The organism is Rhodospirillales bacterium (genome assembly GCA_023898805.1).
Taxonomy (GTDB): domain Bacteria; phylum Pseudomonadota; class Alphaproteobacteria; order Micavibrionales; family UBA1664; genus UBA6145.
Genome location: CP060260.1, coordinates 1,450,074 through 1,476,375 on the forward strand (window position 1 = coordinate 1,450,074; position 26,302 = coordinate 1,476,375).

The 26,302-nt window shown below is 60.1% G+C and carries 27 protein-coding genes and 1 tRNA gene; 17 read left to right on the plus strand and 11 right to left on the minus strand.

The window, feature by feature from the left end; all coding sequences use genetic code 11:
• Nucleotides 1–62 precede the first annotated feature (62 nt).
• The 5 genes from hisH to H6866_07145 are packed head-to-tail and all read left to right on the plus strand — an operon-like array spanning nt 63 to nt 5,320.
• Nucleotides 63–686: an imidazole glycerol phosphate synthase subunit HisH gene (gene hisH, locus H6866_07125; protein USO07194.1), complete on the plus strand. Its 624-nt coding sequence runs from the start codon at nt 63–65 to the stop codon at nt 684–686.
• Nucleotides 683–1,450, plus strand: a complete 768-nt coding sequence (hisF, locus tag H6866_07130; protein ID USO07195.1) for an imidazole glycerol phosphate synthase subunit HisF — start codon at nt 683–685, stop codon at nt 1,448–1,450. Before hisH ends, hisF begins: the two co-directional genes overlap by 4 nt.
• A gap of 2 nt (nt 1,451–1,452) precedes the next feature.
• Entirely contained in the window at nt 1,453–2,589 is a 1,137-nt protein-coding gene (locus H6866_07135; protein USO07196.1) for an N-acetyl sugar amidotransferase, read from the plus strand.
• On the plus strand, nt 2,586–4,208 hold the full coding sequence (locus H6866_07140) for a hypothetical protein (protein USO07197.1): 1,623 nt from the start codon (nt 2,586–2,588) through the stop codon (nt 4,206–4,208). The genes H6866_07135 and H6866_07140 overlap by 4 nt, the downstream gene beginning before the upstream one ends.
• Nucleotides 4,205–5,320 (plus strand): glycosyltransferase family 4 protein, encoded by a 1,116-nt coding sequence (locus H6866_07145; GenBank protein USO07198.1) that lies wholly within the window; start codon nt 4,205–4,207, stop codon nt 5,318–5,320. The genes H6866_07140 and H6866_07145 overlap by 4 nt, the downstream gene beginning before the upstream one ends.
• On the opposite strand, the gene wecB is transcribed toward H6866_07145, so the two are convergent.
• The 4 genes from wecB to H6866_07165 form a co-directional block, all read right to left on the minus strand.
• Nucleotides 5,303–6,397 carry a UDP-N-acetylglucosamine 2-epimerase (non-hydrolyzing) gene (gene wecB / locus H6866_07150; protein USO07199.1) on the minus strand — a complete coding sequence of 365 codons (1,095 nt, stop codon included), beginning with the start codon at nt 6,395–6,397 and terminating at the stop codon, nt 5,303–5,305. The two genes, H6866_07145 and wecB, sit on opposite strands and share 18 nt — an antisense overlap.
• Nucleotides 6,394–7,269, minus strand: a complete 876-nt coding sequence (locus H6866_07155; protein USO07200.1) for a methyltransferase domain-containing protein — start codon at nt 7,267–7,269, stop codon at nt 6,394–6,396. Before H6866_07155 ends, wecB begins: the two co-directional genes overlap by 4 nt.
• A gap of 68 nt (nt 7,270–7,337) precedes the next feature.
• Nucleotides 7,338–7,412, minus strand: a tRNA-Val gene (locus tag H6866_07160).
• A gap of 58 nt (nt 7,413–7,470) precedes the next feature.
• Nucleotides 7,471–7,839, minus strand: a complete 369-nt coding sequence (locus tag H6866_07165; GenBank protein USO07201.1) for a response regulator — start codon at nt 7,837–7,839, stop codon at nt 7,471–7,473.
• Between the two features lie 94 nt (nt 7,840–7,933).
• Between H6866_07165 and glk the strand changes: the two genes are divergently transcribed.
• Nucleotides 7,934–8,890, plus strand: coding sequence for a glucokinase (gene glk, locus H6866_07170; protein ID USO07202.1), 957 nt, complete (start codon nt 7,934–7,936; stop codon nt 8,888–8,890).
• On the plus strand, nt 8,887–9,861 hold the full coding sequence (locus tag H6866_07175; GenBank protein USO07203.1) for an RluA family pseudouridine synthase: 975 nt from the start codon (nt 8,887–8,889) through the stop codon (nt 9,859–9,861). Before glk ends, H6866_07175 begins: the two co-directional genes overlap by 4 nt.
• A 180-nt stretch (nt 9,862–10,041) precedes the next feature.
• On the opposite strand, the gene H6866_07180 is transcribed toward H6866_07175, so the two are convergent.
• Nucleotides 10,042–11,277 (minus strand): YjbH domain-containing protein, encoded by a 1,236-nt coding sequence (locus H6866_07180; protein USO07204.1) that lies wholly within the window; start codon nt 11,275–11,277, stop codon nt 10,042–10,044.
• Nucleotides 11,278–11,288: 11 nt separating this feature from the next.
• On the opposite strand from H6866_07180, the gene glpD reads away from it, so the two are divergent.
• From glpD to H6866_07195, 3 genes are all read left to right on the plus strand, one after another.
• A complete protein-coding gene (gene glpD, locus H6866_07185) occupies nt 11,289–12,830 on the plus strand; it encodes a glycerol-3-phosphate dehydrogenase (GenBank protein USO07205.1) in 1,542 nt (513 codons plus the stop codon).
• On the plus strand, nt 12,827–14,275 hold the full coding sequence (gene glpK / locus H6866_07190) for a glycerol kinase GlpK (protein ID USO07206.1): 1,449 nt from the start codon (nt 12,827–12,829) through the stop codon (nt 14,273–14,275). The genes glpD and glpK overlap by 4 nt, the downstream gene beginning before the upstream one ends.
• Nucleotides 14,276–14,360: 85 nt before the next feature.
• The gene (locus tag H6866_07195) at nt 14,361–15,128 is read left to right on the plus strand and encodes a hypothetical protein (protein USO07207.1); all 768 of its coding nucleotides are present in this window, start codon (nt 14,361–14,363) and stop codon (nt 15,126–15,128) included.
• Nucleotides 15,129–15,143: 15 nt separating this feature from the next.
• Here the strand turns inward: H6866_07195 and H6866_07200 are convergent, their stop codons facing one another.
• Together H6866_07200 and H6866_07205 are read right to left on the minus strand one after the other, a co-directional pair.
• Complete coding sequence (locus H6866_07200) at nt 15,144–15,689, minus strand: hypothetical protein (protein USO07208.1); 546 nt, start codon at nt 15,687–15,689, stop codon at nt 15,144–15,146.
• A 204-nt stretch (nt 15,690–15,893) separates the two neighbouring features.
• Complete coding sequence (locus tag H6866_07205; protein USO07209.1) at nt 15,894–16,298, minus strand: hypothetical protein; 405 nt, start codon at nt 16,296–16,298, stop codon at nt 15,894–15,896.
• Between the two features lie 228 nt (nt 16,299–16,526).
• Between H6866_07205 and H6866_07210 the strand changes: the two genes are divergently transcribed.
• The 3 genes from H6866_07210 (at nt 16,527) to H6866_07220 (ending at nt 20,531) form a co-directional block, all read left to right on the plus strand.
• A complete protein-coding gene (locus tag H6866_07210; protein ID USO07210.1) occupies nt 16,527–17,225 on the plus strand; it encodes a helix-turn-helix transcriptional regulator in 699 nt (232 codons plus the stop codon).
• Nucleotides 17,222–18,472, plus strand: coding sequence for a hypothetical protein (locus tag H6866_07215; GenBank protein ID USO07211.1), 1,251 nt, complete (start codon nt 17,222–17,224; stop codon nt 18,470–18,472). Before H6866_07210 ends, H6866_07215 begins: the two co-directional genes overlap by 4 nt.
• A 64-nt stretch (nt 18,473–18,536) precedes the next feature.
• A complete protein-coding gene (locus tag H6866_07220; GenBank protein ID USO07212.1) occupies nt 18,537–20,531 on the plus strand; it encodes a M3 family metallopeptidase in 1,995 nt (664 codons plus the stop codon).
• Here H6866_07220 and H6866_07225 read toward each other — a convergent pair.
• Together H6866_07225 and H6866_07230 are read right to left on the minus strand one after the other, a co-directional pair.
• Nucleotides 20,528–21,421: a hypothetical protein gene (locus H6866_07225; GenBank protein USO07213.1), complete on the minus strand. Its 894-nt coding sequence runs from the start codon at nt 21,419–21,421 to the stop codon at nt 20,528–20,530. The two genes, H6866_07220 and H6866_07225, sit on opposite strands and share 4 nt — an antisense overlap.
• A gap of 13 nt (nt 21,422–21,434) precedes the next feature.
• Nucleotides 21,435–22,838, minus strand: a complete 1,404-nt coding sequence (locus H6866_07230; GenBank protein ID USO07214.1) for an AarF/ABC1/UbiB kinase family protein — start codon at nt 22,836–22,838, stop codon at nt 21,435–21,437.
• A 60-nt stretch (nt 22,839–22,898) separates the two neighbouring features.
• Here H6866_07230 and H6866_07235 point away from each other — a divergent pair, with 60 nt between their 5' ends.
• The 3 genes from H6866_07235 to H6866_07245 all read left to right on the plus strand — a co-directional run bounded on the left by H6866_07235 (nt 22,899) and on the right by H6866_07245 (nt 24,512).
• Nucleotides 22,899–23,477, plus strand: coding sequence for a COQ9 family protein (locus H6866_07235; GenBank protein USO07215.1), 579 nt, complete (start codon nt 22,899–22,901; stop codon nt 23,475–23,477).
• Nucleotides 23,478–23,481: 4 nt separating this feature from the next.
• Nucleotides 23,482–24,159 carry a DotI/IcmL family type IV secretion protein gene (locus H6866_07240; GenBank protein ID USO07216.1) on the plus strand — a complete coding sequence of 226 codons (678 nt, stop codon included), beginning with the start codon at nt 23,482–23,484 and terminating at the stop codon, nt 24,157–24,159.
• 65 nt (nt 24,160–24,224) lie between these two features.
• The gene (locus tag H6866_07245; GenBank protein ID USO07217.1) at nt 24,225–24,512 is read left to right on the plus strand and encodes a DUF2312 domain-containing protein; all 288 of its coding nucleotides are present in this window, start codon (nt 24,225–24,227) and stop codon (nt 24,510–24,512) included.
• A gap of 16 nt (nt 24,513–24,528) precedes the next feature.
• Here the strand turns inward: H6866_07245 and H6866_07250 are convergent, their stop codons facing one another.
• On the minus strand, nt 24,529–25,020 hold the full coding sequence (locus tag H6866_07250; GenBank protein USO08622.1) for a disulfide bond formation protein B: 492 nt from the start codon (nt 25,018–25,020) through the stop codon (nt 24,529–24,531).
• A gap of 42 nt (nt 25,021–25,062) precedes the next feature.
• Between H6866_07250 and H6866_07255 the strand changes: the two genes are divergently transcribed.
• Nucleotides 25,063–25,629 (plus strand): hypothetical protein, encoded by a 567-nt coding sequence (locus tag H6866_07255; protein USO07218.1) that lies wholly within the window; start codon nt 25,063–25,065, stop codon nt 25,627–25,629.
• Here the strand turns inward: H6866_07255 and H6866_07260 are convergent.
• On the minus strand, nt 25,595–26,227 hold the full coding sequence (locus tag H6866_07260) for an exopolysaccharide biosynthesis protein (GenBank protein USO07219.1): 633 nt from the start codon (nt 26,225–26,227) through the stop codon (nt 25,595–25,597). The two genes, H6866_07255 and H6866_07260, sit on opposite strands and share 35 nt — an antisense overlap.
• Nucleotides 26,228–26,302: the final 75 nt, after the last annotated feature.

Consider the following 26,302-nt stretch of genomic DNA (forward strand, 5'->3'; position numbering starts at 1 on the left):
TGACTTTTTCGCTTTAACCTCCGAGAACATGTCCAAAACCTGCGGGATTTGCAATCATCCTCATGTCCTACGTGGCTGTCATTGATTATGGTGCGGGCAATATCGGCTCGGTGCTTAATATGTTCAAAAAGATCGGCGTTGCCGCGAAGGCCGCCGCGACGCCCGAATCCGTCGCCGATGCCGCGCGCATTCTTCTGCCGGGCGTGGGTGCCTTCGACCATTGTATGCAGGCGCTCAACGCCTCCGGCCTGCGCGACGCGCTTGAACGCGCGGCCCTGTCCGACAAAAAACCGTTTCTCGGCATCTGCGTGGGGCAACAGATGATGCTCGAAGGCTCGGACGAGGGGAAATTGCCCGGTCTTGGCTGGATCCCGGGGCGCAATGTACGCTTTGCCGACATCCCCGGCCGTCGTGTCCCGCATATGGGCTGGACCGAAGTCGCACCCACCTGCGCGCACCCGTTATTCGACGGTTATGCCGAACCGCCGTGTTTTTATTTCGTGCATTCATACCATCCTGCCTGCGCGCACGCCGAAAACGTGCTGGCCACCGCCGATTATGGCGGTGCGTTCTGCTGCGCCGTGCATGCGGATAACGTCGTCGGCGTCCAGTTCCACCCGGAAAAGAGCCATAAATACGGTATGAAATTCCTGATCAACTTTGCCGGCTGGCGGGCCAAGTCATGATCCGCCCGCGCGTCATACCCACGCTGCTGCTTAAAGGGCGCGGCCTTTATAAAACGGTCAAATTCGCCGATCCCAAATATGTCGGCGATCCGATCAACACCATGCGCATTTTCAACGACAAGGAAGTCGATGAAATCGCGGTGCTGGACATTACCGCCAGCCGCGAGGCGCGCGGCCCTGACATGGACCAGATTATGGAGATAGTCTCCGAATGCTTCATGCCGCTGGCCTATGGCGGCGGCATCACGACGCGCGATCAGGCGATGCGCCTGTTTCAGTGCGGGGTTGAAAAGGTGATCCTGAATACGGCCGCGGTGGAACGCCCGGAACTGATCACCGAAATCGCCGAGGCTGCCGGGGCGCAGGCCGTGGTCGTGGCGATCGACGTGAAAAAGCCTCTGATCGGCGGGCCGAAAGTCTATACCCACGGCGGTACGCGCAAGACCGCGCTAGACCCGGTTGCATGGGCGAAGGAGGCGCAGGCGCGCGGCGCGGGCGAGATTCTGCTCACCGCCATCGATCGAGAAGGCACGATGGCGGGATACGACGTGGCCCTGACTCGCGCGGTGGCCGATGCGGTAAACGTGCCTGTCATCGCTTGCGGCGGCGCGGGCGGGCTGTTAGATTTCCGCGCGGTCCTTGACCAAGGCCATGCATCCGCCGTCGCGGCGGGCAGCCTGTTCGTCTTTCAGGGGCCGCACCGCGCGGTCCTGATCTCCTATCCGACAAGGGCCGAATTGTTATCGCTGACCCTGGAAAGTTGAATATGACGGCATATCAGGTCTGTACACGCTGCGTGATGGATACCAGCGACCCGGAAATCACGTTCGACGATGCGGGCGTCTGTTCCCACTGTCACGCATTCGACCGCACCATGCGTGCGGAGCTTGAATCCGCGCAGGCGGGCCGCCTTGAACCCGCGCTCGATGCGCTGATCGAGACGATGAAGGCCGAAGGCCGCGGCAAGCCGTATGACGCGATCATGGGTCTTTCGGGCGGCGTGGATTCCAGCTACATCGCCTGGCTGGTCGGGCAAAAGGGTTTGCGTGTTCTGGCGGTCCACTGCGATTCCGGCTGGAACTCGGAACTGGCGGTCGCCAACATTGAAAACATCGTCAAGAAAATCGGCTTCGACCTATACACGGAAGTAATCGATTGGGAGGAAATGCGCGATCTCCAGCTGGCGTTTTTCAGGGCTGGTCTTGCCAATTGCGACATCCCGCAGGACCACGCCTTCATGGCGGTGCTCTACAAGGTCGCCAAAAAACACGGCATCCGGCATATCCTCTCCGGCTCCAATCTTTCCACGGAATCGATCTTACCCTTGTCATGGGGGTATAACGCGCTTGATCTGCGTCATTTACGCGCCGTGCATAAACGCTTCGGGCGGGTGAAACTGAAAACTTTCCCCGTCCTGCCGATGTGGAAACGCTATATCCTGTATCCGTTCTTCCACGGGATGCGCTTCGTGCGGGTGCTCAATTACGTGCCGTATTACAAGGACCGCGCGAAAAAACTGATCGCGGACGAACTGGGCTGGCGCGATTACGGCGGCAAGCATTACGAATCGATCTTCACCAAATTCTTCCAGTCCTATTACCTGCCGGTGAAATTCGGCTTTGACAAACGCCGCGCGCATTACGCGTCCCTGATCGTCTCGAACCAGATGACGCGGGATCAGGCGCTGGCCCAGTTACAGCAGCTTTCTTACGACCCCGCGACGATCGAGGGCGACAAGGAATTCGTGGCCAAGAAAATGGGCGTATCCGCCGCGGAGTTCGACGCGATCATGGAATCGCCGCCGCATTCATATCGCGATTATCCGTCGAATGAAGGGCTGTTTGAGTTCAAGGATTGGGTCATGAAATCCCTTGTACGAAAACGCGTGCGGAGAGGCGTATGATCAAAAATGCCGCCATTTTCGCGGGTGTTTTGTCTGCCTATGGCTTGATGAACCTGCTTGCGGCGGTCATGACCAGCGTGGCGCTTTTGCATATTTATATTTATAACCGCCATTGGTTTATGCGTCCCAGCCTGATGGTCGCGGGCTTGATGAATTTATTTTTTCAATGGCCGCTCGCGGTTTATGCGGGCTATTACGCCGAATGGTTACCCCATCCTTTCGATCTTGCGCTCGTGGTCCATTTGCCGGTGCTGGCCGCGCTGCTGGCGGCGGCGCTTTTTCCGGACCGCGCCTTGCGCGATACGTGGGCGCGCCTGAACCCGGGTACGGGTGATGGTGGCCTACCCGTACGCGTGTGGGCCGTTATCCTTGGCGGTCTTGGTGTTCTGGTCGTGTTGTTCGCGGGCGTGTATTTCGCTTATGTGCCGTGGCGTTGCACAGGCCTGCACGCGATGCTTTACGAATTCACGAATGTCGCCATCTATCGCGAAATTTCATTGAAAATGCTTAGTCACGCTTTGCCGCGATATGCCTACAGCCTGCTCTCCAGTGCATTGCTGCCGGTATTCTATATGTTTTCTGCATTGCTGGTTGCGGGGGCGATCAAAAACGGTCAAAAATCCATCGCCGCTCTGGCAGTTTTTTTGTGCATGCTGTGCCTGCCTTTGTTGATGCTCGTCGGTGCGAAGGGCATCGCCGTGATGGTGTTATTGCAGACATCTTTGCTTTTTTTCTGGCGTGCGCAGCTGCATGCGACACCCGCGCGTCTGGCGGCAATTATCGTTCTTCCCATGCTGCCCGCATTCCTTTTTATGGCTTCGCTGGCGCTGGTATCGCAAAAACAGGGTGTCCCGCTCACGCTGGATCAGGCATACCGGGCCTGTAACGTCGCGCTGGATTCTCAAATCATCAAGACGCCGCAATTGATTGAAAACGAAAGGATCGCGAAAGAGGTTTCTTTGCCGAAAAAACCGGCGACGGCAAAAATCGACGACGATTCTTCTGATATTTCTTCGGTGTCTTCAAAACCTTATGAAGACGCAAACGCCAGACATCCGATCAAACCGCAGGCCGTACAGGATGTTGATACGGGACACCTTTCGGACGCAAAGGTAATCTACCTCAATGTAATGGCGGTGATGTTTCGCGTATTCGCCACACCGCTTATGGCAGGAAGCTGGCACATACATTACACACAGTTTCAGGGGGTTACCGGTCTACTTGGATTGAACGCTTACGCGCATCTGGTCGCCGTTCCTTATATCGATATCCCCAATCGCGTGGGATTGATATACGGGCCGGTTTATTACGGACACGAAGTCATCAATACGATCAGCGTAAGCACCGGTTTTGTTTTTACGAATTACGATTATCTGGGGATTTCAAGCGTTATCCTTAGCGTCATCATGCTGCTGCTGCAGGATCTTGTAATTCTTGTGTACCGCTTCGTTTCCCGTGACATACTGGCGGCCTTTCTGGCTGTCGTCAGCATGGCCAGCCTGCGCATGCTGCAGACGGATGTTACGGTGGTTTGGGTATCCCACGGATATCTGATCTCGATGCTGTTGATCGGCGCGGCCCAGACGATTATTTGTTTTCTGAACCGGAGAGGCGGATGAACAGGCGTGTCGTGCATCTTTCAAGCGCCCATCCGGCCGAGGATACGCGCATTTTCGTCAAGGAATGCCGCACGCTTGCGGCTGCGGGATACGACACGCATATCGTCATCTCGACGGCTCACGGCTACGAGAAGGATGGCGTCAAATTTCACGCGCTGGCGCAACGTCCGGGGCGCTTTTACCGCATGTGCGTAAAGCCGCTGCACGCGTATCGGGCTGTGCGTGCGCTTGCGCCGGATGTTTTGCATGTGCATGAGCCTGATCTGTTGCCGTTGGCATGGTTGTTCGCCCGTCGTGGCGTGCATGTAATCTACGACTCGCATGAAGACCTGCCTCGTCAGATACCTTACAAGGACTGGATACCGGCCCCCCTGCGCGGGCCGATAGCGCGTATCGTTGAGTGGTTCGAGGACGGAATCTGCCGCAGCCTCGCGGGCGTGGTCGCGGCTACACCGCATATCGCCGATCGGTTTTACAAGGCGGGCGTGAACGCCGTGTGCGTTGCCAATTTCCCGAACCTTTCTGAGCTTGCCATGCCTGCGGGGGAAAGCTGGGATGCACGCGAAAAATCCGTTGCCTATATTGGTACGATCTCCGTGGAACGGGGTGTGAACGAGTTGCTGCAAGCGGCGAAAATAGCGGATGTGAAAATCCATATCGCGGGCTTTCCGCATCCAGCCGCGCTTGGCGAAACCTTGAAATCCGCGCACGAACGCGGCGAGATCGTCTATCACGGCGCGATCAGCCGCGATGCGGTACTAGACTTGATGCGCACGCTGCGCGGCGGCATCGTATGCTTCCATCCGCTGCCCAATCACGTCGACGCCCAGCCGAACAAACTGTTCGAGTATATGAGCGCGGGCCTGCCGGTCATCGCGTCCCATTTTCCGCTATGGCGCGAGATTATCGAAAAATCTGGCTGTGGCATATGCGTCGACCCGAATAAGCCGCGCGCGATCGCCGAAGCCATCCGCTATATCCTCGATCATGACTGGGATGCCAAGGCCATGGGCGAACGCGGCCAGAATGCGGTGCGCGAACGGTACAATTGGGAAGTGCAGGCCGATATCCTGCTCGCCTTCTATCGCGATATCCTAAAAGAAGCCGTGTGATTCCAGCGCGTCGACGATCTTGCGCGCGGCTTGGCCGTCGCCGAAATACGGTTTGAACGGCACCTGCGGCTCGTGCGCCTGCATCGTGTTCCAAAGATCGGGGCGCAAGGGCTTGTCGAACGCGCCGATGCAGGTCACCCATCCGTCGGCAGTCAGTTGCGGCCAAGGACTAATGTCCTGCGCAAGGAAACTTTTACGCCCGGCCCAGTAGGATTCTTTTTGCAGCCCGCCGGAATCGGTCACCGTGAACGTGCATTGCAACAACGCGGCCATCGTGTCGAAATAGGCCAGCGGCGGTGTCATCGCCAGATGCGGCAGCTTTTCAAACTGTTCCTTCAGGCCGAATTTTTCCATCGCCGCGGCCGTGCGCGGATGCACCGCGAACAGAATCGGCAGCGGGCTTTGCGCGATCAGATCGTATAAACGGCCCATCGCATCCGCTGTGTCCGTGTTGGCCGGGCGGTGGATGGTCATGAAGACAAAAGGCTTGCCCGCGAATTTCTTTGTGTGCAGCGCAAGCGTATCCGAAACGGCCGCCGTCGGACGAAATTTGACGAAGGCGTCGTACATCAGATCGCCGGTCAAAAAGACGCCCGCCTCGATCCCCTCGCGCTTCAGGTTTTCGACTGATACCGCATCGGTGCAAAACCGCAGCCGTGAAAGATGGTCGGCGGGAATGCGGTTGACTTCCTCCGGCATGGTCATGTCGCCGGTGCGCGGTCCCGCCTCGACATGCGCCAGCGGAATGTTCAGCTTTGCCGCCGCCAGCACGGCAGCCAGCGTGCTGTTGGTGTCGCCATACACCAGCACGCCGCGCGGCGATTGTTCCAGCATCAAGTCCTCAAGCTGGACCATCATTTCCGCCGTCATGCGGGCATGGCTGCGCCCGTCGATGGTCAAAAACCGGGACGGAGCGGGAATGCCCAACTGCTCGAAAAACACGCCCGACATGGCATGATCGTAATGCTGGTTGGTGTGGACAATGTATTCGGTCAGCCCGCGCGCGGCGATTTCCGTGGAAACCGGCGCCATTTTGATCATTTGCGGCCTGTTGCCGATGACGGTGAGTAAACTCACGAGGCTTTCGGCTTGGTCAGTTCAAACGTGAATATCCACGCCATCATCTGCATCAGCGGCGTTTTTTCCAGCAACTTGTCCAAACTGTGCGCCAGCGCCGCCAAAGGACGCGGCAGATGGGGCGTGGCAATGCCCAGGATATGCCAGTATTTGACCTGGCCGACTTCAAAAAAGCGGCGGGCGAAGCGCAGGTCTTTATGGCTCAGGATATGCGCCTTTTCCCATTCTGTGCGCATCTGTGGCGTCATCATGCGGTAAAGCTTGATCATGGGATTGTAGTCAAGCGCTTCAACGGCCAATAGCTTCGCGCCCGGTTTCATGATTCGACGCAACTCCGGAAAGGCATAGGAAAGATCCAGATGATGCAGCATGCCGGAGCAAATCACCACGTCCACGGAATTGTCCGGTAAAAGCGTGTTTTCGCAATCTGCCTGAACGAAGCGGGTTGTGGCGCTGACCCCGCTGGCCTGTGCGTCCTTGCGGGCGTTCTCGACGGAGATGGGGGATATGTCGATACCCACGGCCATCTTGGCGCCGGCCTTTGCCGCAGAAATGGCGTTCATCCCATCGCCACAGGCGTAATCAAGGAATACGGCGCCCGGCGCGTTCTGCTTGATCCAGTTTTCAACGTACTGACGCGAGCGATCGGTGGCCGTGTAATATTTCTTGTTGCCGTAGAATTTTTCGTACGTGTCGCCTTCTGCGGCGGCAGGCGCGTTGGCGGCGCGGTCGCGGTGCGAATCGTGGAACTCCAGCTCTTTTTTCTTACGCTCGGAAAGCGTGGCCTGCCATTGCTGGTCGGTGACCTGCGCGATCTTTTCAATCGCGGCTTCAAGGCGGCTTAAATCAGAGTTAACGGAAACGGAGGCCATGGGCCTGATTGCTGCGGTTTGTGACAAATCTTGCTCCTGTTTATCAGGCATCGGGATACCGACGCGAATGGTGGGCACTGCAGGGATTGAACCTGCGACCCCCACCATGTCAAGGTGATGCTCTCCCGCTGAGCTAAGTGCCCGTACCCGTCCGCAAGTGGCGTATTAGATAGCGGCTAAACCGGCCCGATGCAAGCCTAATTAAGCGGCCAAAAGCTGGTTTACCTGATCCACCAGATCGCGCAGGTGAAAAGGCTTGGAAAGTACCCGCGCCTGCGTGCGCTGGGGATTGCGGGCACCCATCGCGACGGCGGCGAAGCCGGTGATGAACATGACCTTGATCGACGGATGCAATTCCGCCGCCTTTTGCGCCAGCTCGATCCCGTCCATGCCGGGCATCACGATATCGGCCAGAAGCAGGTTGAAATCGCCATCGGTATGCGATTCCAGCGCGCGTAGCGCGTCCAGTCCGTCGATCGTCGCGGTGACTTCGTGCCCGGCCTTTTCCAGGGCCGCGGCAAGGAATCCGCGCATCGAACCGTCATCTTCGGCAAGCAGTATTTTAGCCATGGGCCGATCATATAGGGCAAAACCGCGGCATGTGTGAAGGGCGGAATGAAAAAACCGCTTTGTCCACAATCCGCCGGATGGTTAGGGTGGGGGCATGACCACCGTTCTTATCGCCGATATTGGCGGCACGAATGCGCGTTTCGCGCTGGCCGACGACACAGGAATCCATGATCCGCGCACCCTTAAGGTCGCCGATTTTCCCGGCCCTGCCGAGGCCGCGCGCGCCTATCTGGACGCTTGCGGCGCGAAACCGGCGCGCGGCGTGTTCGCGGTGGCGGCGCCGGTGACGGGCGATGACGTCTTTACCCTGACCAATTTTCCGTGGACCTTTTCCCTGCGTGCCTGCGCCGCTGCGCTGGGTCTGGAATCCCTGCACCTGATCAATGATTTTCACGCGCAGGCGCTGGGCGCGGCGGATGTCGGTGCGTCCTGCCTGTACAAGTTTGACGATGCTATGCCCCGTTCCGGCGGCAATATCGGCATTATCGGCCCTGGCACCGGCCTTGGCGTCGCGGCGTTGGTCCATGATTCAAAAAGCAACCGTATGATCGCCGTGCCGGGCGAGGGCGGGCATGTCACCGCTCCGCTGGTCACGCCGCGCGAATTCGCGCTTGCGCGCTGGCTGCTCGAACACCGCTATTCCCACATCTCCGCCGAGCGTGTCTGCTCCGGAAAGGGGTTGGTCAATCTGTACGACGCGGTGCGCGGCGTCGATGCCCTCGACCTGCCCGACCGCACGCCGGAGGAGATCAGCGATGCCGCGCTTGCGGGCGCCTGTCCCGCCTGTGCCGAGGTACTGACATTGATGCTGGCTTTTCTGGGCCGCGTCGCGGGCAATCTGGCGCTGACCGTGACGGCGGATGCCGGAGTCTATCTGACTGGCGGCATCCTGCCGCGCCTGCCGCGCGAATACCTTTTGGCCTCTCCCTTGCGCGCGAACTTCGTCGCCAAAGGGCGTCAGACCGATTACATCAGCCGCATGCCGCTGTTTCTGGTCGACGATCCGGTTCTTGCCCTGCGCGGGCTGCGCCACGCCGCGCTTAAAGCATGAACGAATTTGTCCTGCCGCAGGAACTTGATGGCGCGCGGCTGGACCGCGCGCTGGCGACCTTGGTCCCCGATCTTTCGCGCTCGCGGCTCAAGGCGTTGATAGTGGCGGGGGAAGTGCGCGTCGACGGCAAAATCGTGGACAGCGCGTCGCATAAGCTGCGCGCGGGCTCGTTCCTCGCACTGAGCATCCCGCCGCCCGTCCCGGCCGAACCGGAGGCGCAGGACATCCCGCTGAACATCGTTTTCGAGGATTCATCGCTGTTGGTGCTCGACAAGCCCGCGGGTCTGGTGGTTCACCCCGCCGCCGGCCATGCCGCGGGCACGCTGGTCAACGCGCTTTTGCATCATTGCGCGGGCACGCTTTCCGGCATCGGCGGGGTGGCGCGGCCCGGCATCGTGCACCGTCTGGACAAGGATACGTCCGGCCTGATGCTGGTGGCCAAGACCGACCGCGCCCATGCGGCGCTGGCCAGACAGCTTGCCGAGCGCGCCATGTCGCGCACCTACCGGGCCTGTATCTGGGGCGTGCCGGTGCCGTCAAAGGGCCGGATCGACGCCGCGATCGCCCGTCACCCGCGCGACCGCCTGCGCATGGCGGTGCATCCGGGCGGGCGCGCCGCCGCCACCAATTACGCGGTATGCGAACGCTTTGGCGCGCTGGCCGCGCTGGTCGAATGCAGGCTTGAATCCGGGCGCACGCACCAGATCCGGGTGCATATGCGGCATCTGGGATACCCGCTGGTCGGCGACCCGCTTTACGGCCTTCAGCCGACCGCCGCCAAAAGCCGCCTGAAAAAATCGGGTCTGGAAGGCGATTGCGCCATGGCGATTCTTGAATTTCCGCGTCAGGCGCTGCACGCCGTGGCGCTGGAATTCGTCCATCCGGAAACAGGGCGCGACATGCGCTTTGAAAGCGCCTTGCCCGCCGACCTTGAAACCCTGTGCGCTTCCCTGCGCCAGGCAAAGTCTTGAGGTAAGAAGAAAATCAAAAATAAAGCTTGCATCCCGCTAAAATTTTATGTAAATTAAAAGAATAGGGGCTGCGCTTGCCGATCAGTAACGGACCGCCCCTTGCAGATTTACTTTTATGACTTCGTGTGACCCACTTTTCAAACTTTCGGCCGCCTTCGGGCGGCCGCTTTTTTATTGCCGTTAATCAAGCATCTGCGGCCAGTGCCGTGCCACCTCGCGCGCCGAAAATCCCTCGGTCATCCGGTCGAGTGGCAGCGGCCGGTCGAGCGTCTGTCCGCCATCGCGCCCGACCTGCCGGAACGTGGCCTCCACCGCGCGATGTCTGGAACCGCCCAAAGGCCACACGAAACGCACCGAAGGGTCCAGCCGCGTGTCGCGGAAGAATCCCTGATTTTCCTGATACCCGCTCCATGCGATCCGTGCCTCCAGCCGCGCGCCGTTGTCAAAGCCCTGCGACATGGTCAAGGCCGCCCCGTAATCTCCGGCCAGAAACCGGCCGGCGGCCAGCGTGGCGCCGAACCGCGATTCCGGCATGTCGTACCCGATCCGCGCCTGCCCGGTGAAACGTGCCGAGCCCGTAAAGGGCAGGTTGCCGATGCGCGCCGGGTCGCGCCGCCACACCGCCCACCCATCCGCGCCCGCCCAGAAGGACGACCCGAAAGGGCGCCAGACGACTTCCGCGCCCGTCCCGCCGTACATTTCCTCAAGCCAGCCAGCGCTGACCGCCAGATGCAGGTCGGTGACCGGTGTCCGCCGCCATGACGCGAACAGGCGCTCGACTTCCGGATGCGCAGAATAGAGTGCGATGTCGCGCCGCACGGGCGGGCGCGTGTCACCGGATAAAAGCAGCGCCGAGGTATTGTCGTTCAGTGTGCCCGCGACCGCGCCGCCGAAAATGAACCCATATGGACGCGTGAACAACGCCTCCGCCACCGTGCGCGTACGCTCAAGAATTTTCGGCTCAAATCGGCTGAATCCCGTCAACATGTCGGCATAAACCCGCCAGTAAAATGCCCGCCCCAGCGATTTGAGCGAGGTCACCGGCGGCGGTGCGCATCCACCCACGCGCTCCATGTTCCACCGCGCCTTTTGCCACAATTCCTGCGGCGATGTCTGGTGCAAGCCGACCGCCAACCGCACGTCGCGCGAAAGCAATGTCACGCTCGGTCCCATCAGTCCGGCCATGCGCGGCTGTATGGTGACCATGCCGGAATCCTCGAATTCCGCACCTTGCCACCGCGCCTTTTTCAATCCATACCCCACCCCGTGCGCCAGATCCTCGTCCAGCCGCAGCGCCACACACCGCCGCGAATCGGCGGACCACGCCGGCGTCACGCAGACCATGGACAACAGCCCCAAAAGCGGCACAATCATCAGGCAAAACCGCCTGCGCGCGGGGATGTCCATGTAAAACATACGGGTCCACTGTGAATTCGCATACAACCGCCGTCAAAGGGGCGCCACCCTTTGTCCACGAAAATCGCTTCGACCTTGCCATCATCGGTGGCGGGGTGAACGGCACCGCCATCGCGCGCGACGCGGCCGGGCGCGGCTATCGCGTGGCGTTGTTTGAAAGCGGCGATCTGGCCTGCGCGACCTCCTGCGCATCGACCAAACTGATCCATGGCGGGCTGCGCTATCTCGAATACGGCGAACTGCGTCTGGTCAAAAAGGCGCTGGCGGAACGCGAGGTGTTTTTGAAAACCGCCCCGCATATCGTAAGCCCGATGCGTTTTGTCCTGCCGCTGACCGACGGCGCGCGCCCGGCCTGGATGATCCGCCTTGGCCTTGCCCTGTACGATCATCTTGCGCGGCGCGACGTGCTGCCGGATTCGCGTCGGCTTGACCTGCGCGCCGACGCGGCGGGTGCGCCGCTGTTTGCCAATATGCGCACGGGCTTTGTCTATGCCGACGCCCGCGTCGACGACGCGCGGCTGGTCGTGCTTCAGGCGGTGGACGCCGCGCGCAATGGCGCGCAGATTTTCACGCGCACCCCTGTGCGCGACCTGACGCCGGACGGGGCGGGGGGCTGGGACGTCGAAACCGAAACCGACCGCCGCTTTCATGCGCGCATGGTGGTCAACGCGGCCGGGCCCTGGGTACGTCGCGTGCTGGAACGCAACGGACTGGTGGAGGGGGACACCCCGAAAATCCGTCTTGTGCGCGGATCGCACATCGTTGTCCCGGCGATTTACGATGGCGATCAGGCCTATCTGCTGCAACAACCCGACGGCCGCGTCGTGTTTGCAATCCCGTACGAAGGCCGCTTCACCCTGATCGGCACCACCGATGTCGAACACACCGAAGGACCGGACGTGCCCCCTGCCTGCACCCGCGACGAGGCCGAGTATCTGTGCGATGCCGTCAACCGTTTCTTTACCCGCCAGACCCTGCCGCAGATGATCGTCTGGTCCTATTCCGGCGTTCGCCCCTTGTTTGACGACGGCAGCGGACGTGCGGCCGCAGTCACGCGCGACTATCACCTTTATCGCCAGTCGGTAAAAAACGCGCCGCTGCTTTCGGTTTATGGCGGAAAGATCACCACCGCGCGGATGCTGGCCGAAACCGTGACCGACGACGTCGCGCGCACGCTGGACGCCGCGATCGGCCCGCGTCCGCCGGCATGGACCGCAGGCGTGCCACTGCCCGGCGGCGAATTGCCCGAAGGCAGCCTGTATGAATTCACGGGCGATCTTTGCGCCATGTATCCGTGGCTTGAGGCCGCGACCATCGAACGTCTGGCGCGCGCCTACGGCACGCGCGCGCTGCGTATTCTGGGCGGCGCGCATCATCCGTCCGATCTTGGTCGCGATTTCGGCGCGGGTCTGTACGAGGCCGAAATCGCATATCTGTGCGAGGCCGAATGGGCGCGCACGGCCGAGGATATTCTCTGGCGCCGCACCAAGCTGGGCCTGCACGCCGGGCACGATACGCGCACGTTGCTCGAACGCCATTTGGGGGAAGCATGAATATCCTTGCGATCGATCAAGGCACGACCAGCACCCGCGCGCTGGTTTTCGACGCGCGCGGCAAAGTCCTTGCCACCGCGCAGCGCGAACTGGCCATCGCGACTCCGCATGACGGATGGGTCGAACAGGATGCGGCCGCGATTGCCGCCGATACGCTTGCCCTTTGCCGCGAGGTGATCGAAAAAACCGGAATCGACACCATTGCCGCGATCGGCATCACCAACCAGCGCGAAACCACGATTGTATGGGACCGCGCGACCGGACGCCCGATCGCGCCCGCCATCGTGTGGCAGGACCGGCGCACCGCCGATGCCTGCGTGCGTCTAGACGCCGAAACGGTGGCGTGCAAGACAGGGCTTTTATGCGATGCCTATTTTTCCGGGACCAAGATCGCATGGATTCTGGACAACGTCCCGGGCGCGCGCCAACGTGCCGAGCGCGGCGAGTTGGCGTTCGGTACGGTCGATTCCTTCCTGCTCTGGCATCTGACCGAGGGTCGCGTGCACGCGACCGACGCGACCAATGCCTCGCGCACGATGCTGTACGACATTCACGCGCACGCATGGGACGATGGGCTGTGCGTGATGCTGGATGTGCCGCGCGCGATGCTGCCCGAGCTGCGCGAAAGCGGCGGCGATTTCGGGGTGACGAACCTGTTCGGCAAACCGCTGCCGATCCGTGCGATCCTCGGCGATCAGCAGGCTGCATTGTTCGGTCAGGCCTGTTTTGAAACAGGTATGTGCAAATCCACCTACGGCACCGGCTGCTTCATGCTGATGAATATCGGCGACACGCCGCGCCGGTCGCAAAACCGGCTTTTGACCACTGTTGCGTGGCGTCTGGATGGAAAGACCACCTATGCGATCGAGGGCGCGATTTTCGTGGCGGGCGCGGCGGTGCAGTTTTTGCGCGATTCCCTGCACCTGATTACGTCCGCGCGGGAAACCGAGGCGATGGCGCGCTCCGTGCCCGATTGTGCGGGCGTGATTTTCGTGCCCGCGCTCACCGGCCTTGGTGCGCCGTATTGGGACCCGCACGCCCGTGGCGCGTTGTTCGGTCTGACACGCGGCACCACGCCCGCGCACATCGTGCGCGCGGCGCTGGAGGCGCAGGCTTTCCAGACCCGCGACCTGATCGGCGCGATGCAGGCCGACACCGGCCAGGCGCTGTCCTGTCTGCGCGTCGATGGCGGCTTGGCGCGCAACGATTTTGTCTGCCAGACGATCGCGGATCAGCTTGAGTGCGCGGTCGAACGCCCGGCGAATGTCGAAACGACCGCATGGGGCGCGGCGGCGCTGGCGGGCCTGACCTCCGGTGTATTTAAGGATATGGAAACGATCGCCGGGCTATGGCGGCGCGACACCCGGTTTGTCCCGGAAAAAAGCCAGAATCGGGACGATGGCTATGCGCATTGGCAGGCCGCGATTCGTCGCGTTATGACATAATATTTACAAAATTTGCGAATTTCTAAACCCGCGTGTTAGCGTTGTTTTTGACATACGGTTCTTTTCTTTGGGGGAAACAAAGACAATGAAAACCAGCACCGCGCTTTCGCGCCCGATCACTCACGAACGAATGCAGGCCATGGGGGCCCAGCCGCAGGATATTGCGCGCAAAATCGCGCTGGCGTGGATGGACACGCAAAGCGTCGACGCGGCGCTGATGAATGCGGGGCGCGGCATCGCGCTCTGGCATGTCGCGCCTGCGGTACAAAACGCCGCCGCCGCCGCCATCGCCGACCTGATCGACGCGGACACGCGCGTCATCACCGCCGGTATCCAGCCCTGGGGCTGGATGGTCGCCTCAGGACTTTCGATGGCCGATATCGGTTGCGTCTATCTGGGCAAGCAGCTGCCGCGCCGCGTCATGCACGTATCGGCCGAGGATGTGACGCAGCATTTTGAAAAGGATGCAATCACGATCGTCGCCATGCATATCGAATCCTCCAGCGGCTGGAATGACGTGCGTACGATTTCTGCTGCCGCCGTGCGTGCGCAGACACCGATGCTGATGGTGGTGTCGACCGCCGTGCCGGCACCCGAGGGCGTGACCATCGAACTTGCCAGCGACTGGAACGTATTGACCGCCAACTTGCGCGACGGGATGCGCGCGGTGCGCGATATGGGGACGATCCGCGTCGTCGCGATTCAAGACATGCCGCTCGGCGGCATCGAACGCACGATGATGGAATCCGCCGCGATGTCGCCTGAATCATGGGTGGCGGCGATGCAAAAAAACAACGACGGGGCTGAATCAGCGATGAACACCGCCTATCAGGCACCCGTCGAGTCTTTCTAACCTTTCAGCAGTTCTTCAGGCCGCTTTCGGTACGTGTCCGGATCTTGGGGCATCGGTCATCCGATCACGCAGAATAAGGAAGGCCCATAACCACAGGGCACCATTATTCCGGCGGCGTTCGGCGCGGGGTTGCGTGCGGACATCACGCTTCCTCTCTTCTTTCGCCCAAAGCTTGTGTGTCGCAAGGTCTTTGCGTGTCGATTCCTCGCGCTTGCGTTTAAGCATCGCCAGCCTTTCGGCATAGGCGCGCTCCAACGCGCTGATCTGTGTTTCCAAAGCCTCGGCCATCGCGTCGGCGCGGCCGAACAGGGCGATCATGCGCGCAAGGTTTGCGCGCGCGGCCAGAATGCTGCGGTCAAGCATCGTCAAAACCGGATCGGTGCGCATGAACGCATCGCTGACGGTATTGCCGTCTTCGGCCAAAGGCATCCGCTCGACGATCTGGCTTACCAGCGCGAGCGAGTCTTCCAGCGACTGGCGCGCCTGACCTCGTGCCGCCTGTTCATCGGCAGGGCGCGTGGTCTTGCGCGTGGTCTTGTCGGTGGTGCGAATGGCTTTCATATCTGATTGCATGATAAGGCCAAGAAATGAAGGAAGGCTTAATACATCTGCATTGGTCCGAGCCCTAACGTCGGCCTTCTAACGAAGCCCCCCGGCCAGCGTTGCGTTTTTGTACCGCAGATCTTCTAACGCGAAGACCCCCGGCACGGGGGAATGTGCCGGGGGCCAAAGGGGGTTACCCTTATTCCGTTGTAAATGCGCGCCTTATGCGGCGTCGCGACGGCGTCTTGGCGCCGGCTTTTCTCGTGTGGCATTCGGCTGGGGCAGGGGGTGGGTGATCGCGCCCGGTGCGCGCATTTCGGCCAGATAGGCTTCAAGCGCCTCGTGATAATCGTGGTTGACCATCACATACAGGCGCAGCGCATCGCGCAGATGGTCGCGCGCGAATATGGCTTCGTAACCCAAATAAAGCTTTTCCGTCGCATCGCTTTCGGCGGCGATCTTCTCGCTCAGGGTGCGGTAATCGCGGATCGCCGCGCGCAGCTTTTCGCGGTGGCGGGTCAGGATTTCGGCCATTTGCTTGACTTCGACATATTGCCACGCCTTGACGCGCGTTTCGCGCAGGCGCGCGGTCAGTTCCGCAAAGCTGCTGTTCGATGTTTTTTTCATACCCGTAGTCGCCGTTTGTCCGCTAATATCGACTTTATAAAAACAAAAGTTTCTCTTTTTAAATTTCCATATCGTATAACCGCTCGACAGGACGGGAGTCAAGTTCTAAATTGAAGCAAGTTAAAAAAACATTTTTTCTTTCTTGCGTTTTTGCGAATTCATCATTATGTATAATCCCCAACGAAAAACTTTGACCGGGGCAAACTCAGGGGTATAGAACGCTTCAAGATGACCATTTCAACAGCACAAATTCGCGGCGCGCGCGGCCTTCTCGATTGGTCGCAGGCGGAGCTGTCCCGTCGCACCGGCATCTCCACCACCTCGATCGGTAATATCGAAAGCGGGCACACCCAGGCGCGTGAAAGCACGCTGGCTGTCATTCGCGCGGCGTTTGAACGCGGCGGCATCGACTTCATTGGCAAGGAAGGCGTGCGCATGCAGACCGAGTTTCTGCGCACCTATACCGGCACCGAAGGGTTCAAGGACTTCATGAACCACCTGTACGAAACCGCCAAGGCCTATGGCGGGGAAATCGTGCTGTTCAACGCACACCCGGAAGAATGGCAGAAATGGCTGGGTCAGGAATGGTTCGCCATGCACTCCAAACGCATGGCCGATCTGGGTGACAAAATCAGCTTCCGCATCACCGCCAACTCGGGGGAGCAGAATTTCATCTCGCGCGAATTTGCCGAATATCGCTGGTTCCCCGAGGAATTCATGTCGCGCCGGGCAATGTACGCCTATGCCGATTACATCGCCTTCGTCAATTTCGAGGAAAGCAACGTTTCGGTCATCGCGCTCAAACAGACGGATTTTGCCAACGCGTTCCGCGTCCTGTTCAATATCGCGTGGGACAAGGTCGCGTTGAAGCTCGACGAAAACGCGCCTGAAATCACGACGAAAACCAAGGCCAAAGCCGCGTCATGACTATGATGTTTAAACCCGGTCGCGAACGATACGTTCCCCTGTTCGTCGGGGGCGACATCGTCGCGCAGTCGATTTTAAACGAATTCGTGCCGTTCCTGATTGAGAACGGTTTTACACCTGTCATTTATTTGCCGGCGTACAATCCGGTGAAAGGGGCGGTTTCGGCTTCGGTTTCGCCCGCGCGACACACATTCAAAAAGGCCAGTAAGGCCAGCAAGTCGATGGTTCTGCCGGACAATCCGGAGATCGCGCGTTTCCTGAAGCTGGAACGTAAAATCCTCGACGAGGCCGTATTCCCCTTCCTCAAACAAGAATCCTGCCCCGATGCGAAAATGATGACGCCGCATCAGCTGGCGCAAAAATACGGTCTGACGATCAAAGACGTTACTAACGTCAACGCGCCTGAATTCCTTGACGAGATTCGCAGCCTCAAGGCTAAAGGGCTGGCTGGTGCGCTTTCCATCCGTTGTTTCCAGATTTTCAAAAAGCCGATTATCGACTTGATCAAGGCCAGCAACGATCCTGCCCATCTGGATCCGGAAACGCTGGGTCCGGGCGAGCCCTTCTTCATGAACCTGCATCCCGGTCGTTTGCCGCAATATCGCGGCGTGTTTTCAACGCTCCGGGCTATGGCCGACTTTGCGCGCGCGGCGAGCTTGTATTACTTTGGTGCGACGTTGCACGATGTGAACACGGGAATCGATACAGGCCTGACTTATAAAATGAAGGGTCTGCCAATCAAATCGGACGAGTCGCTCTATGCGCATAACCTGCGTCTGGTGCTGGTGGCGACCAAGCTTCTGCACGAATTCGTTTCCGAATGGCAGGGCTTGAGCGCATCCACCAATGAGATGAAGGAAGGCATACCGCTGCACCAGCAGATAAGCCATGCTGGCGACAAGGCGGAATATTTCACCAACCCAACCAACGGCGAAATGGACGAAATGAAAGCCATGGGAATTCGTCTTGCCTCGGTCGATGAAGTAAAAACCGCGCTGATCGAACGGTACAGCGTCCCCGGCAGCGACCACGCAAAGCGTCTGGAAAAAGTCATGGACCGATGGATTGCCGATCAGGGCATCGATCCGGGTCAGGATTATGCCGGCCCGGCGCGCACGGTGGCTGCTTTCGATCGCGGGCCGTCCGTTCGCTCTGCGCGTCGCGTCGTGTGCGGCCGCCCGCCCGTCAACGATCCGGGGAAGCCGCCTACTGGTACTACGGGTGGGCGCATCGCCTTGAGAGTGTGATTTTAAACAAGCGCCCCGGTTTCGGGGCGCTTGTTTTTTGCGGGGTGTCGCTTATTCTTTGTGTATGACGACCGTGATCTCCGCCCCCGATTTTTCCACCTATACGAATTTTGACTGGATTGCCGCGATCCGCGAACGCATTGCGCTGGCGCGCGGTCGCGTTGCAGAAATAAAAGCGTCGGGCAAGACCGATTTTTCACTGATCGCGGGGCTTGAAACCTGTGACGAGGAACTGGGGCAGGTGCTGGAGGTTTTCTACAGCCTGCTGGGCACCGACACGACCGACGCCATGCAGGCGCTGGCACAGGAAATCGGTCCGATATCCGCTGAATTTTCGTCCGAAATCAGTCAGGACGTCGAATTGTTCCGGCTTGTCGACGCGCTCTGGGCAAAGCGCGATGGCATCAAGGATCCCGCGCAATATGCCTGCCTTGAAAAACACTGGAAGGGTTTTGTGCGCAACGGTGCGCTGCTTGATGATGCGGGCAAGGCCCAGTTAAAGGCCATTGACGCCGAAATGTCCAAGCTCGGCCCCAGATTTTCCGACAACATGCGCAAAAGCGCCAAGGCCTATCAACTGGTCATTACCGCGCCTGCCGATCTTGCGGGCTTGCCGGAAAGCGCCGTCGCCGCCGCGCGGGAGGAAGCGGAGGCCAAAGGCCACAAGGATGCCTGGCTGTTCACGCTCGACCATCCGTCCTACGTGCCGTTCATGACCTATGCCGACAACCGCGAATTGCGCGAACAGATGTGGCGCGCCTTTGCCGCGCGCGCCTACGGCGACGATTTCGACAATCGGGCATTGGCCAAGGAGATCGTGGGTCTGCGCCACGCGCGCGCCCGGCTTTTGGGCTATGCCGGTCACGCCGATTTCGTGCTGGAACGACGCATGGCCGAAACGCCGGAACGAGTTTTCGCGTTTCTTGATCGTCTGAAATCCGTGGCGCTGCCCGCCGCGCGGCGGGAGCTTGAGGAATTGCGCGCCTTCGCCGGCACGGACTTGAAACCGTGGGATGTCGGGTATTACAGCGAAAAACTCAAACAGAAAAAATATGCTTTCGATTCCGAAAGGCTGCGCCCGTATTTCCCTGTCGACGCGGTCCTCAAGGGCTGCTTTGCGCATTGCGAAAAACTGTTCGGTTTAAGCTTCCGCGAAAGCGGCGCCTATTCCGTCTATCACCCGGATGTCAAACCCTTCGATGTGGTGGACAGCGCAACCGGCACGCCGCTTGGCCTTTTATATGCCGATTTCTTCCCGCGCGATGGCAAGAATTCCGGCGCGTGGCAAGGCACGTTCCGCGAACGGCGGATCATGCGCGACGGCAATACCGGCCTGCCGCTTTCGGTGATCGTGTGCAATTTCACCAAGCCGACGAAGGACAAGCCATCGCTGCTCTCGTTCGACGAGGTCGAAACGTTGTTCCACGAAATGGGCCACGCCCTGCACACCTTGCTGACGACCATCGACTACCCGTCGATTTCCGGGACGTCCGTATATTGGGACTTCGTCGAACTGCCCAGCCAGATCATGGAAAACTGGCTGACCGAAAAAGAAACGCTGGATATTTTCGCGCGGCATTACGAAACCGGTGAAACGATCCCGCAACAGCTTATCGATGCGCTGAAAAAATCCCAGAATTTCATGGCCGGATGGTTCGTGATGCGGCAACTGCAATTCTGCCTGCTGGACATGACATGGCATACGGCCGACCCGGCGTCGATCGGCGACGTTCTGACGTTTGAACGCGGCGTGCTCGACCCGCTTGCCTTGCTGCCTTACGAGGCGGGATGCGTAAGCACGTCCTTCAGCCACATTTTCGCAGGCGGGTATTCGGCCGGATATTACAGTTATCAATGGGCGGAGGTGCTGGACGCCGACGCGTTTTCGCTGTTCAAGGAAAAGGGCCTGTACGACCCCGCCACGGGCCGCGCCTTCCGCGACCGCGTTCTGGCCTTGGGCGGTTCGCGCCCGCCGCTTGATCTGTTTCGTGACTTCCGTGGGCGCGAACCGGACCCGGATGCGTCCTTGCGCCGACGTGGGCTTTTGGACGCGGCTTAAAACAGCTCCTGCACCATGCAGCGGGCGGAACCACCGCCATAGGTTTCGATGGTCGGAATCTCGCCGGTGACGATGGTGGCGTAATACCGCGACAGGCGTGCGCGCTGGTCGGAATTAAGCGCGCCGTACGCGCGTTCCGACATGATAAGCAGCAACTGGTTTTCAGTGCCTTGCGCCTCAATCGCGTTGCCGCAAAAGGCGCGCAGCTGGCTGTTGTCGAATTCCACCACCTCGCGGTGCGCGCTTAGGGATTTCAACACGCGTTCGCGATCCTTCTCGATGATCGCGCCCGAGCATACGCCAGCCACCTCGCTGCCCACCCACATGACGACGTCAGTGTGATAGACGGGCTTGCCGGTATGATCGACCGTGTCGAAGAACAGCGGTTCATAGCCCATTTTATTGCACCATTCGCGCGCCAATCCTTCATCCGTACGGGCGGACCGGCCGCAATAAGCAACGCGGTGCACGCGGTCAAGCACCAGCGATCCGGTGCTTTCAAGGGCTTTACCCTCCTCCTCGTGGAATGCCATGTCCATCTTGAGGCCGTAATAGCGTTTAAGCAGGTTGATCAATCCCGGCATCCGTTCGGCGCGACGGTTGGGCGTCAGCATGGGATAGATGACCAGCCCCTGTTCCTCGTGGGTCGAAAACCAGTTGGGGAAGGCCACGTCCGGGCATTTCTTTGGTCCTTGCACCGTGGTCACAAACACGCCGGATGCCACCAGCCTGTCGCGGAAATCGCGGAATTCGCGCAAGTAACGCGCGGCCACCTCGGTGGCGTTTTCGCGCACGTCGATCTGGTAATCGTTGGTTGCGGCGGTTTCCGGATTGAATCCGGGCTGCGAGGGCTCGATCATCAGCAGATGGCGCGTGGACTGGCGGGACATGCTGGGAACCTTTCTATTTCTTGCGTTTGCGGGTCTTGACCGATTCAGGATAACCGATTTGCGCGTCTTCCGGCAGCGGAAGATTGTGCCGTGGCAGTATTTCGGCTTGACGCGCGGCCAGCGCGGCCGTGTCGAACCCTTCGATCATTTCGTTGAACAGTTTGTGCCAGTTGATGCGCGCCTGCAAATGTATGAAGACCGACCCCAACCCCAGCGCCGCGCGGTCCATGAACACGAATTCGCGCGGTACGATTACGCCACCCGCCGCGCGCAGGCGGCGATGCACCTCGATCGCGGTTTCGTGCCCGTACATCCCGCCGCCTTCCGACCTTTTGGTCGCCTGACCGATGACGCGCTCCCGGTCCTCCAGCAACGGGCCGTATAAAAACCGCGCCCATGTGTTGAGAATGTCGATCAAATCGTTTGAAAGGTTTTCAAACCCCCAGCTCTCATAGGCATGGACCGCGCGGGCGCGGTCGTTGTCCTGTAATGCGTGGTAAAGGTCGATGACCCCGCCGACGAAGGCGGGACGAAATACCCGTACGCAGCCGAAATCCAGCAGGTTCAGGCCGTGATCCGGACGCACGGAGTAATTGCCCAGATGCGGGTCGCCGTGAATGACACCATAAAAATACAAGGGCACGTACCACGCGCGGAACAGATTCAGCGCGATTTCGTTGCGCACGGCCTCGGGCGCGTCCACGAAATCCAGAATGCGCTGTCCCTCCAGCCACGTCGAGGTCAGCAGCCGCGCGGTGGAAAGTTCCGGCACCACGGCGGGTACCGCGACCCGCGACTCGTCTTTCAGGATGTCGGCATACAGGCCGCAATAGCGCGCTTCGAGGTTGTAATCCAGCTCCTCGCGCAGCCGTGCGGCCAGTTCGGCATGGATATGGCGGGTGTCGATCGCGCTGTCGGCGCGTTCGTAAAGGGAAAACACCAGCTTGAGCTGGTTGAGATCCGCCTCGATCGCGGCACTCATATCGGGGTATTGCAGCTTGCACGCAACCATGCGCCCGTCATGCAGACTCGCCTTGTGTACCTGTCCGAGCGAGGCCGCGGCCGCCGCTGATTGCCCGAAGGACGCGAATTTCTTTTCCCACCCATCACCCAGCTCTGCCTTCATCCGGCGGCGGACGAAGGGCCACCCCATCGGCGGCGCGTTGGATTGCAGTTCTTGAAACGCGCGGGCGTATTCGGGGGGCAGTGCTTCCGGGATCGTGGCGAGGATCTGGCCGATTTTCATGATCGGCCCCTTAAGCGCGCCCAGCGATTCCAGCAACTGGCGGGCATGGACGTCGCGGTCGATGTTCAAGCCTAGGAATTTTTCGCCCGCCAGCCGTGCGGCCAATCCGGCCATAGCCGTGGACACTTTGGTGTAACGGCCGATGCGGCTGGTCAGGCGGTTTTTGTCCATGCCACTTAAATGGCCCGATTTGGCCTTTTTTTCCAGCCCTTTTGTACCTAAAATACAGGCATGACACAGAATGCCGCAGCCCTGAAAGACCGCGTTGTCCTGCGCGCGCTTTCGGACGCGCCGGAAAAGGGCTGGACCCGCGCCGCGCTTGAATCGGCCGCACATGCCTGCGGGGCGCGCCCCGGTGTTTTTTCGGGGCCTGACGCGGCGCTGGCGTATGCCAGCGACCTGTTCGACCGGCAGATGACGGCGCAACTGGCGGTGGTCGATCCCACACATCTGCGTGTGCGCGAACGCGTGGCCAGGGCTGTGATGACGCGGCTTGATCTGATGGCGCCTTACCGCGCGGGGTTGCGCGTCGCGCTTCCGCGCCGCGCTCTGCCGCTGCGCGCTTTGCGCGGTGCCGCGCCGCTCTGGCGCAGCGCCGATAAAATCTGGAACTGGGCGGGGGACACCGCCACTGATTACAACCGTTATACCAAGCGTGCGCTGCTTTCCGGCGTGATGGCGTCGACTGTCCTGTTCTGGCTGTCTGACGATTCACCAGGCATGGCAGCCACGCATGGCTTTCTGGAACGGCGTATTGCGAACGTGCTGTGCATCGGGCAGACCATAGGCAAATTCAAACGGGCGGCATGAGGCCATGAAACGATTTCTGATTTTGGCCATGCTGGCCTCCCTGTTTCCCGCTGTGCTGTCCGCTAGATCCGCACTTGCGATGACGGCGCAGGAACTGGGCGCGCTGTACAGTCCTTATACCGGCGATTCCACCATGGCGCTGGACCAGCCGCATCGCACGGTCACCGAGATCGGGTCGTGGGTATCCGAGATCGTGGGCACGGTATTGAAATTCGCGTCCGGAAACACGGGCCGCCATCTGACCGTTATTCGCCCGTATTTCACCGATCAGGGCTACGCCGGTTTCGCGGGATTTTTGAACGCACAGGGTTTTGGCGATGCGATCGCCAAACAAACTCTGGGTATGGACGCCACGCCGGATGCGGCGCCGACCCTGCTGGGGCAGGGGGCGTCGAACGGCGCCTATGCCTGGGCGTTTGAGGTGCCATTAACTCTGGTCGTTTCAAGCGTACCGGGCAAACCCCCGGTCAACCGCGACGTGACCATCCGCATACAGGTCACCCGTTCGCCCAAAGGGGCGGACCCGCACGGTGTGCTGATCGACAGCTGGGCCGCGTTCGACGGCGTGGATACGTTCAGGAAGACGGGTTCCGGTTTGGGGCAAGCCCCGTTGCAAGCCCCGTTGCAAGCCCCGGCGCAAGCCCCGGCGCAAGATAGTGGACAACCGGCACGAACGCCTTGATTCTCATCCACACCGCCGCTTAGTGTGAGCCGTTCCAGCCCATAGCGTGAGGAGTATCCGAACACATGCCCAAATCCAACGTTACGCCCTTCGACCCGTCGAAACCCGAAACGGCCAATACCGGCGGCGTTGCCGGTGCGCGGTTGAAATCGCTGGTCGAACGCATCGAAAAGCTGGAGGAAGAAAAATCCGCCATCGCCTCCGACGTCAAGGACGTGTATGCCGAGGCCAAGGGCACCGGCTTCGACACAAAAACGATCCGCAAACTGATCCGTCTGCGCAAAATGGATGCGCAAAAGCGCCAGGAAGAAGACGAATTACTCGACCTCTACCGCGCCGCGATCGGCCTTTGATTAAAAGGTAAGGCTCTCAGGCGCGGCGCGCCTGCCAGAACGCGAAGGCCGCCAGCACGGCCGATGTTGGTACGTTGTACCCGGCCATCGAAATACCGAACATTTCCCATGCGATCTTGTCGCACGGCACGCGCGCGCTGTTCAAAATCTGCGCGCGCAAAACATCGATATTGCTGGCGTCCAGCTTGACGCTGCACGTCGGCAAACCCGCCCACCAATGCTGTTCGACCCCGACATGGAAGGCGGCGATGCCCATGCCGGCAAGGAAAAACACGCCCATCGCGGCCAGCGCGCCGCGCGCCCATCCGGGCCGTGCAAAAACCATGACCGCCAGCACGGCGCCCAGTGCGTAGGGCACCCGTTGCATCAGGCACAATTCGCACGGCTCAAGCCCGAACCCGTATTGCGCGATATAGGCCATGGCCAGCGCCCCGGCGGAAACGGCGCCAAGGCCCAGCGCGGAAAAACGCGGCGTCAGGCGTGAGAAAAGATGGAAGCGAGGAAAAATCACGGGACATAACTAGCATGGATACGCTAGGCATGAAAGGGCATGGTAAAAATCGCCTTCATCGACTGCGAGGGAACGGTGCGGCCGACGCCCCTGTTCTATAATCCGTTGACGGCCTTCTACATAGCGGCGGCGCGCCGCCATGAGGGCGAAGTGCATCGCTGCCTTGCGCGTCTGCATCAGGCTGGAGTTGTTTTCGTATGGAACACGCGCGCGCCCGAAATGACACCCGAAACGCCAGCCGGTCGCCTGCATTCTATGAATGGCCGCACCATCCGTGATGCCCGCGCCGAACATCTTGCCATGCTGAAGGAAGTGGGGATCGACGAATCCTGGCTTCTGCCCGGTCGCCCCGAGGTCGTGCATCGAACAAGTATGACAAAAGGCCAGGCGGTCATGGCGTTTCTGGCCGAAGCTGGCATTGACGTTTGTGATACGGTCGCCTTCGACGATAGTCTTGAGGAAATGGAGGGGTATCCGCATGAACGTTTCGTGCTGGTACAGGCAGAGCGCGGAATTACCAGGGCGAATGTTCTTCACGCCGCGCGGATATTGCGACTGCCCGGGTTTGGGGTTAAAGCCAGCGCAGGATCGTGTGCGCCCCGATAGCCACGATCGCGATCAGCCCCGCGACCCACAGCGTCCCGAATATCCCGCCCGCCAAAGCGGCCAGCCGGTCGCGTGAGAGAATCCCCATCGCCATCACGGCCATACATAGGCTGGGCACCAGATTGCTCATCGGAAACGGCACCATGACCGAGGTTGTAAGCCCGATCCCAAGCACGCCGCATACACGGTTGACCGATTTATCGGACAGGCCGGTCAGCCTTGGGTGGAACATTCGTTCGAACCGTTCCAGTAATCCGCGCGCGCGGGTGAATGCGCGCAAAAGGAAATCCGTGCTGATCTCGCGTTTCAGGATTTTGCGCGGCAGGGCCGGGCGCGCGCGGCCCATGACCATCTGTCCACACAGGTAATACAGCGGCACGCCGAATATGAAATCAAGCGGCGGCGGTTTTGGAATCGGAACGCATAAAGGAAGCGAAAACAGCAAAAGCAGAACGCCGAACCCGCTTCCCTCCAGCGAATCGACCAATTTTCCCAGACTGACGCGTTGGCCGCCATGCTGGTGCAAAACCGCATGGAACAGGGCGCTGATCCGTGGGTCATCCTGCAAAACGTGGGGGGCGTCGGCGGTTTTGGGCATGAAGGGCGGTTTTGCCGGGGTTGTGCGCCCCCGTCAAGGCCCGATGCCTGTGCCCCTTTTCACGCAAGCTATTTA

Excerpts from the sequence above, each read along its gene's own strand:
- hisH (USO07194.1), top strand. The coding sequence starts at position 63 with ATGTCCTACGTGGCTGTCATTGATTATGGTGCGGGCAATATCGGCTCG.
- hisF (USO07195.1), top strand. The coding sequence starts at position 683 with ATGATCCGCCCGCGCGTCATACCCACGCTGCTGCTTAAAGGGCGCGGC.
- H6866_07135 (USO07196.1), top strand. The coding sequence starts at position 1,453 with ATGACGGCATATCAGGTCTGTACACGCTGCGTGATGGATACCAGCGAC.
- H6866_07140 (USO07197.1), top strand. The coding sequence starts at position 2,586 with ATGATCAAAAATGCCGCCATTTTCGCGGGTGTTTTGTCTGCCTATGGC.
- H6866_07145 (USO07198.1), top strand. The coding sequence starts at position 4,205 with ATGAACAGGCGTGTCGTGCATCTTTCAAGCGCCCATCCGGCCGAGGAT.
- H6866_07155 (USO07200.1), bottom strand. The coding sequence starts at position 7,269 with ATGGCCTCCGTTTCCGTTAACTCTGATTTAAGCCGCCTTGAAGCCGCG.
- H6866_07165 (USO07201.1), bottom strand. The coding sequence starts at position 7,839 with ATGGCTAAAATACTGCTTGCCGAAGATGACGGTTCGATGCGCGGATTC.
- glk (USO07202.1), top strand. The coding sequence starts at position 7,934 with ATGACCACCGTTCTTATCGCCGATATTGGCGGCACGAATGCGCGTTTC.
- H6866_07175 (USO07203.1), top strand. The coding sequence starts at position 8,887 with ATGAACGAATTTGTCCTGCCGCAGGAACTTGATGGCGCGCGGCTGGAC.
- H6866_07180 (USO07204.1), bottom strand. The coding sequence starts at position 11,277 with ATGTTTTACATGGACATCCCCGCGCGCAGGCGGTTTTGCCTGATGATT.
- glpK (USO07206.1), top strand. The coding sequence starts at position 12,827 with ATGAATATCCTTGCGATCGATCAAGGCACGACCAGCACCCGCGCGCTG.
- H6866_07195 (USO07207.1), top strand. The coding sequence starts at position 14,361 with ATGAAAACCAGCACCGCGCTTTCGCGCCCGATCACTCACGAACGAATG.
- H6866_07200 (USO07208.1), bottom strand. The coding sequence starts at position 15,689 with ATGAAAGCCATTCGCACCACCGACAAGACCACGCGCAAGACCACGCGC.
- H6866_07205 (USO07209.1), bottom strand. The coding sequence starts at position 16,298 with ATGAAAAAAACATCGAACAGCAGCTTTGCGGAACTGACCGCGCGCCTG.
- H6866_07210 (USO07210.1), top strand. The coding sequence starts at position 16,527 with ATGACCATTTCAACAGCACAAATTCGCGGCGCGCGCGGCCTTCTCGAT.
- H6866_07215 (USO07211.1), top strand. The coding sequence starts at position 17,222 with ATGACTATGATGTTTAAACCCGGTCGCGAACGATACGTTCCCCTGTTC.
- H6866_07220 (USO07212.1), top strand. The coding sequence starts at position 18,537 with ATGACGACCGTGATCTCCGCCCCCGATTTTTCCACCTATACGAATTTT.
- H6866_07225 (USO07213.1), bottom strand. The coding sequence starts at position 21,421 with ATGTCCCGCCAGTCCACGCGCCATCTGCTGATGATCGAGCCCTCGCAG.
- H6866_07230 (USO07214.1), bottom strand. The coding sequence starts at position 22,838 with ATGGACAAAAACCGCCTGACCAGCCGCATCGGCCGTTACACCAAAGTG.
- H6866_07235 (USO07215.1), top strand. The coding sequence starts at position 22,899 with ATGACACAGAATGCCGCAGCCCTGAAAGACCGCGTTGTCCTGCGCGCG.
- H6866_07240 (USO07216.1), top strand. The coding sequence starts at position 23,482 with ATGAAACGATTTCTGATTTTGGCCATGCTGGCCTCCCTGTTTCCCGCT.
- H6866_07245 (USO07217.1), top strand. The coding sequence starts at position 24,225 with ATGCCCAAATCCAACGTTACGCCCTTCGACCCGTCGAAACCCGAAACG.
- H6866_07255 (USO07218.1), top strand. The coding sequence starts at position 25,063 with ATGGTAAAAATCGCCTTCATCGACTGCGAGGGAACGGTGCGGCCGACG.
- H6866_07260 (USO07219.1), bottom strand. The coding sequence starts at position 26,227 with ATGCCCAAAACCGCCGACGCCCCCCACGTTTTGCAGGATGACCCACGG.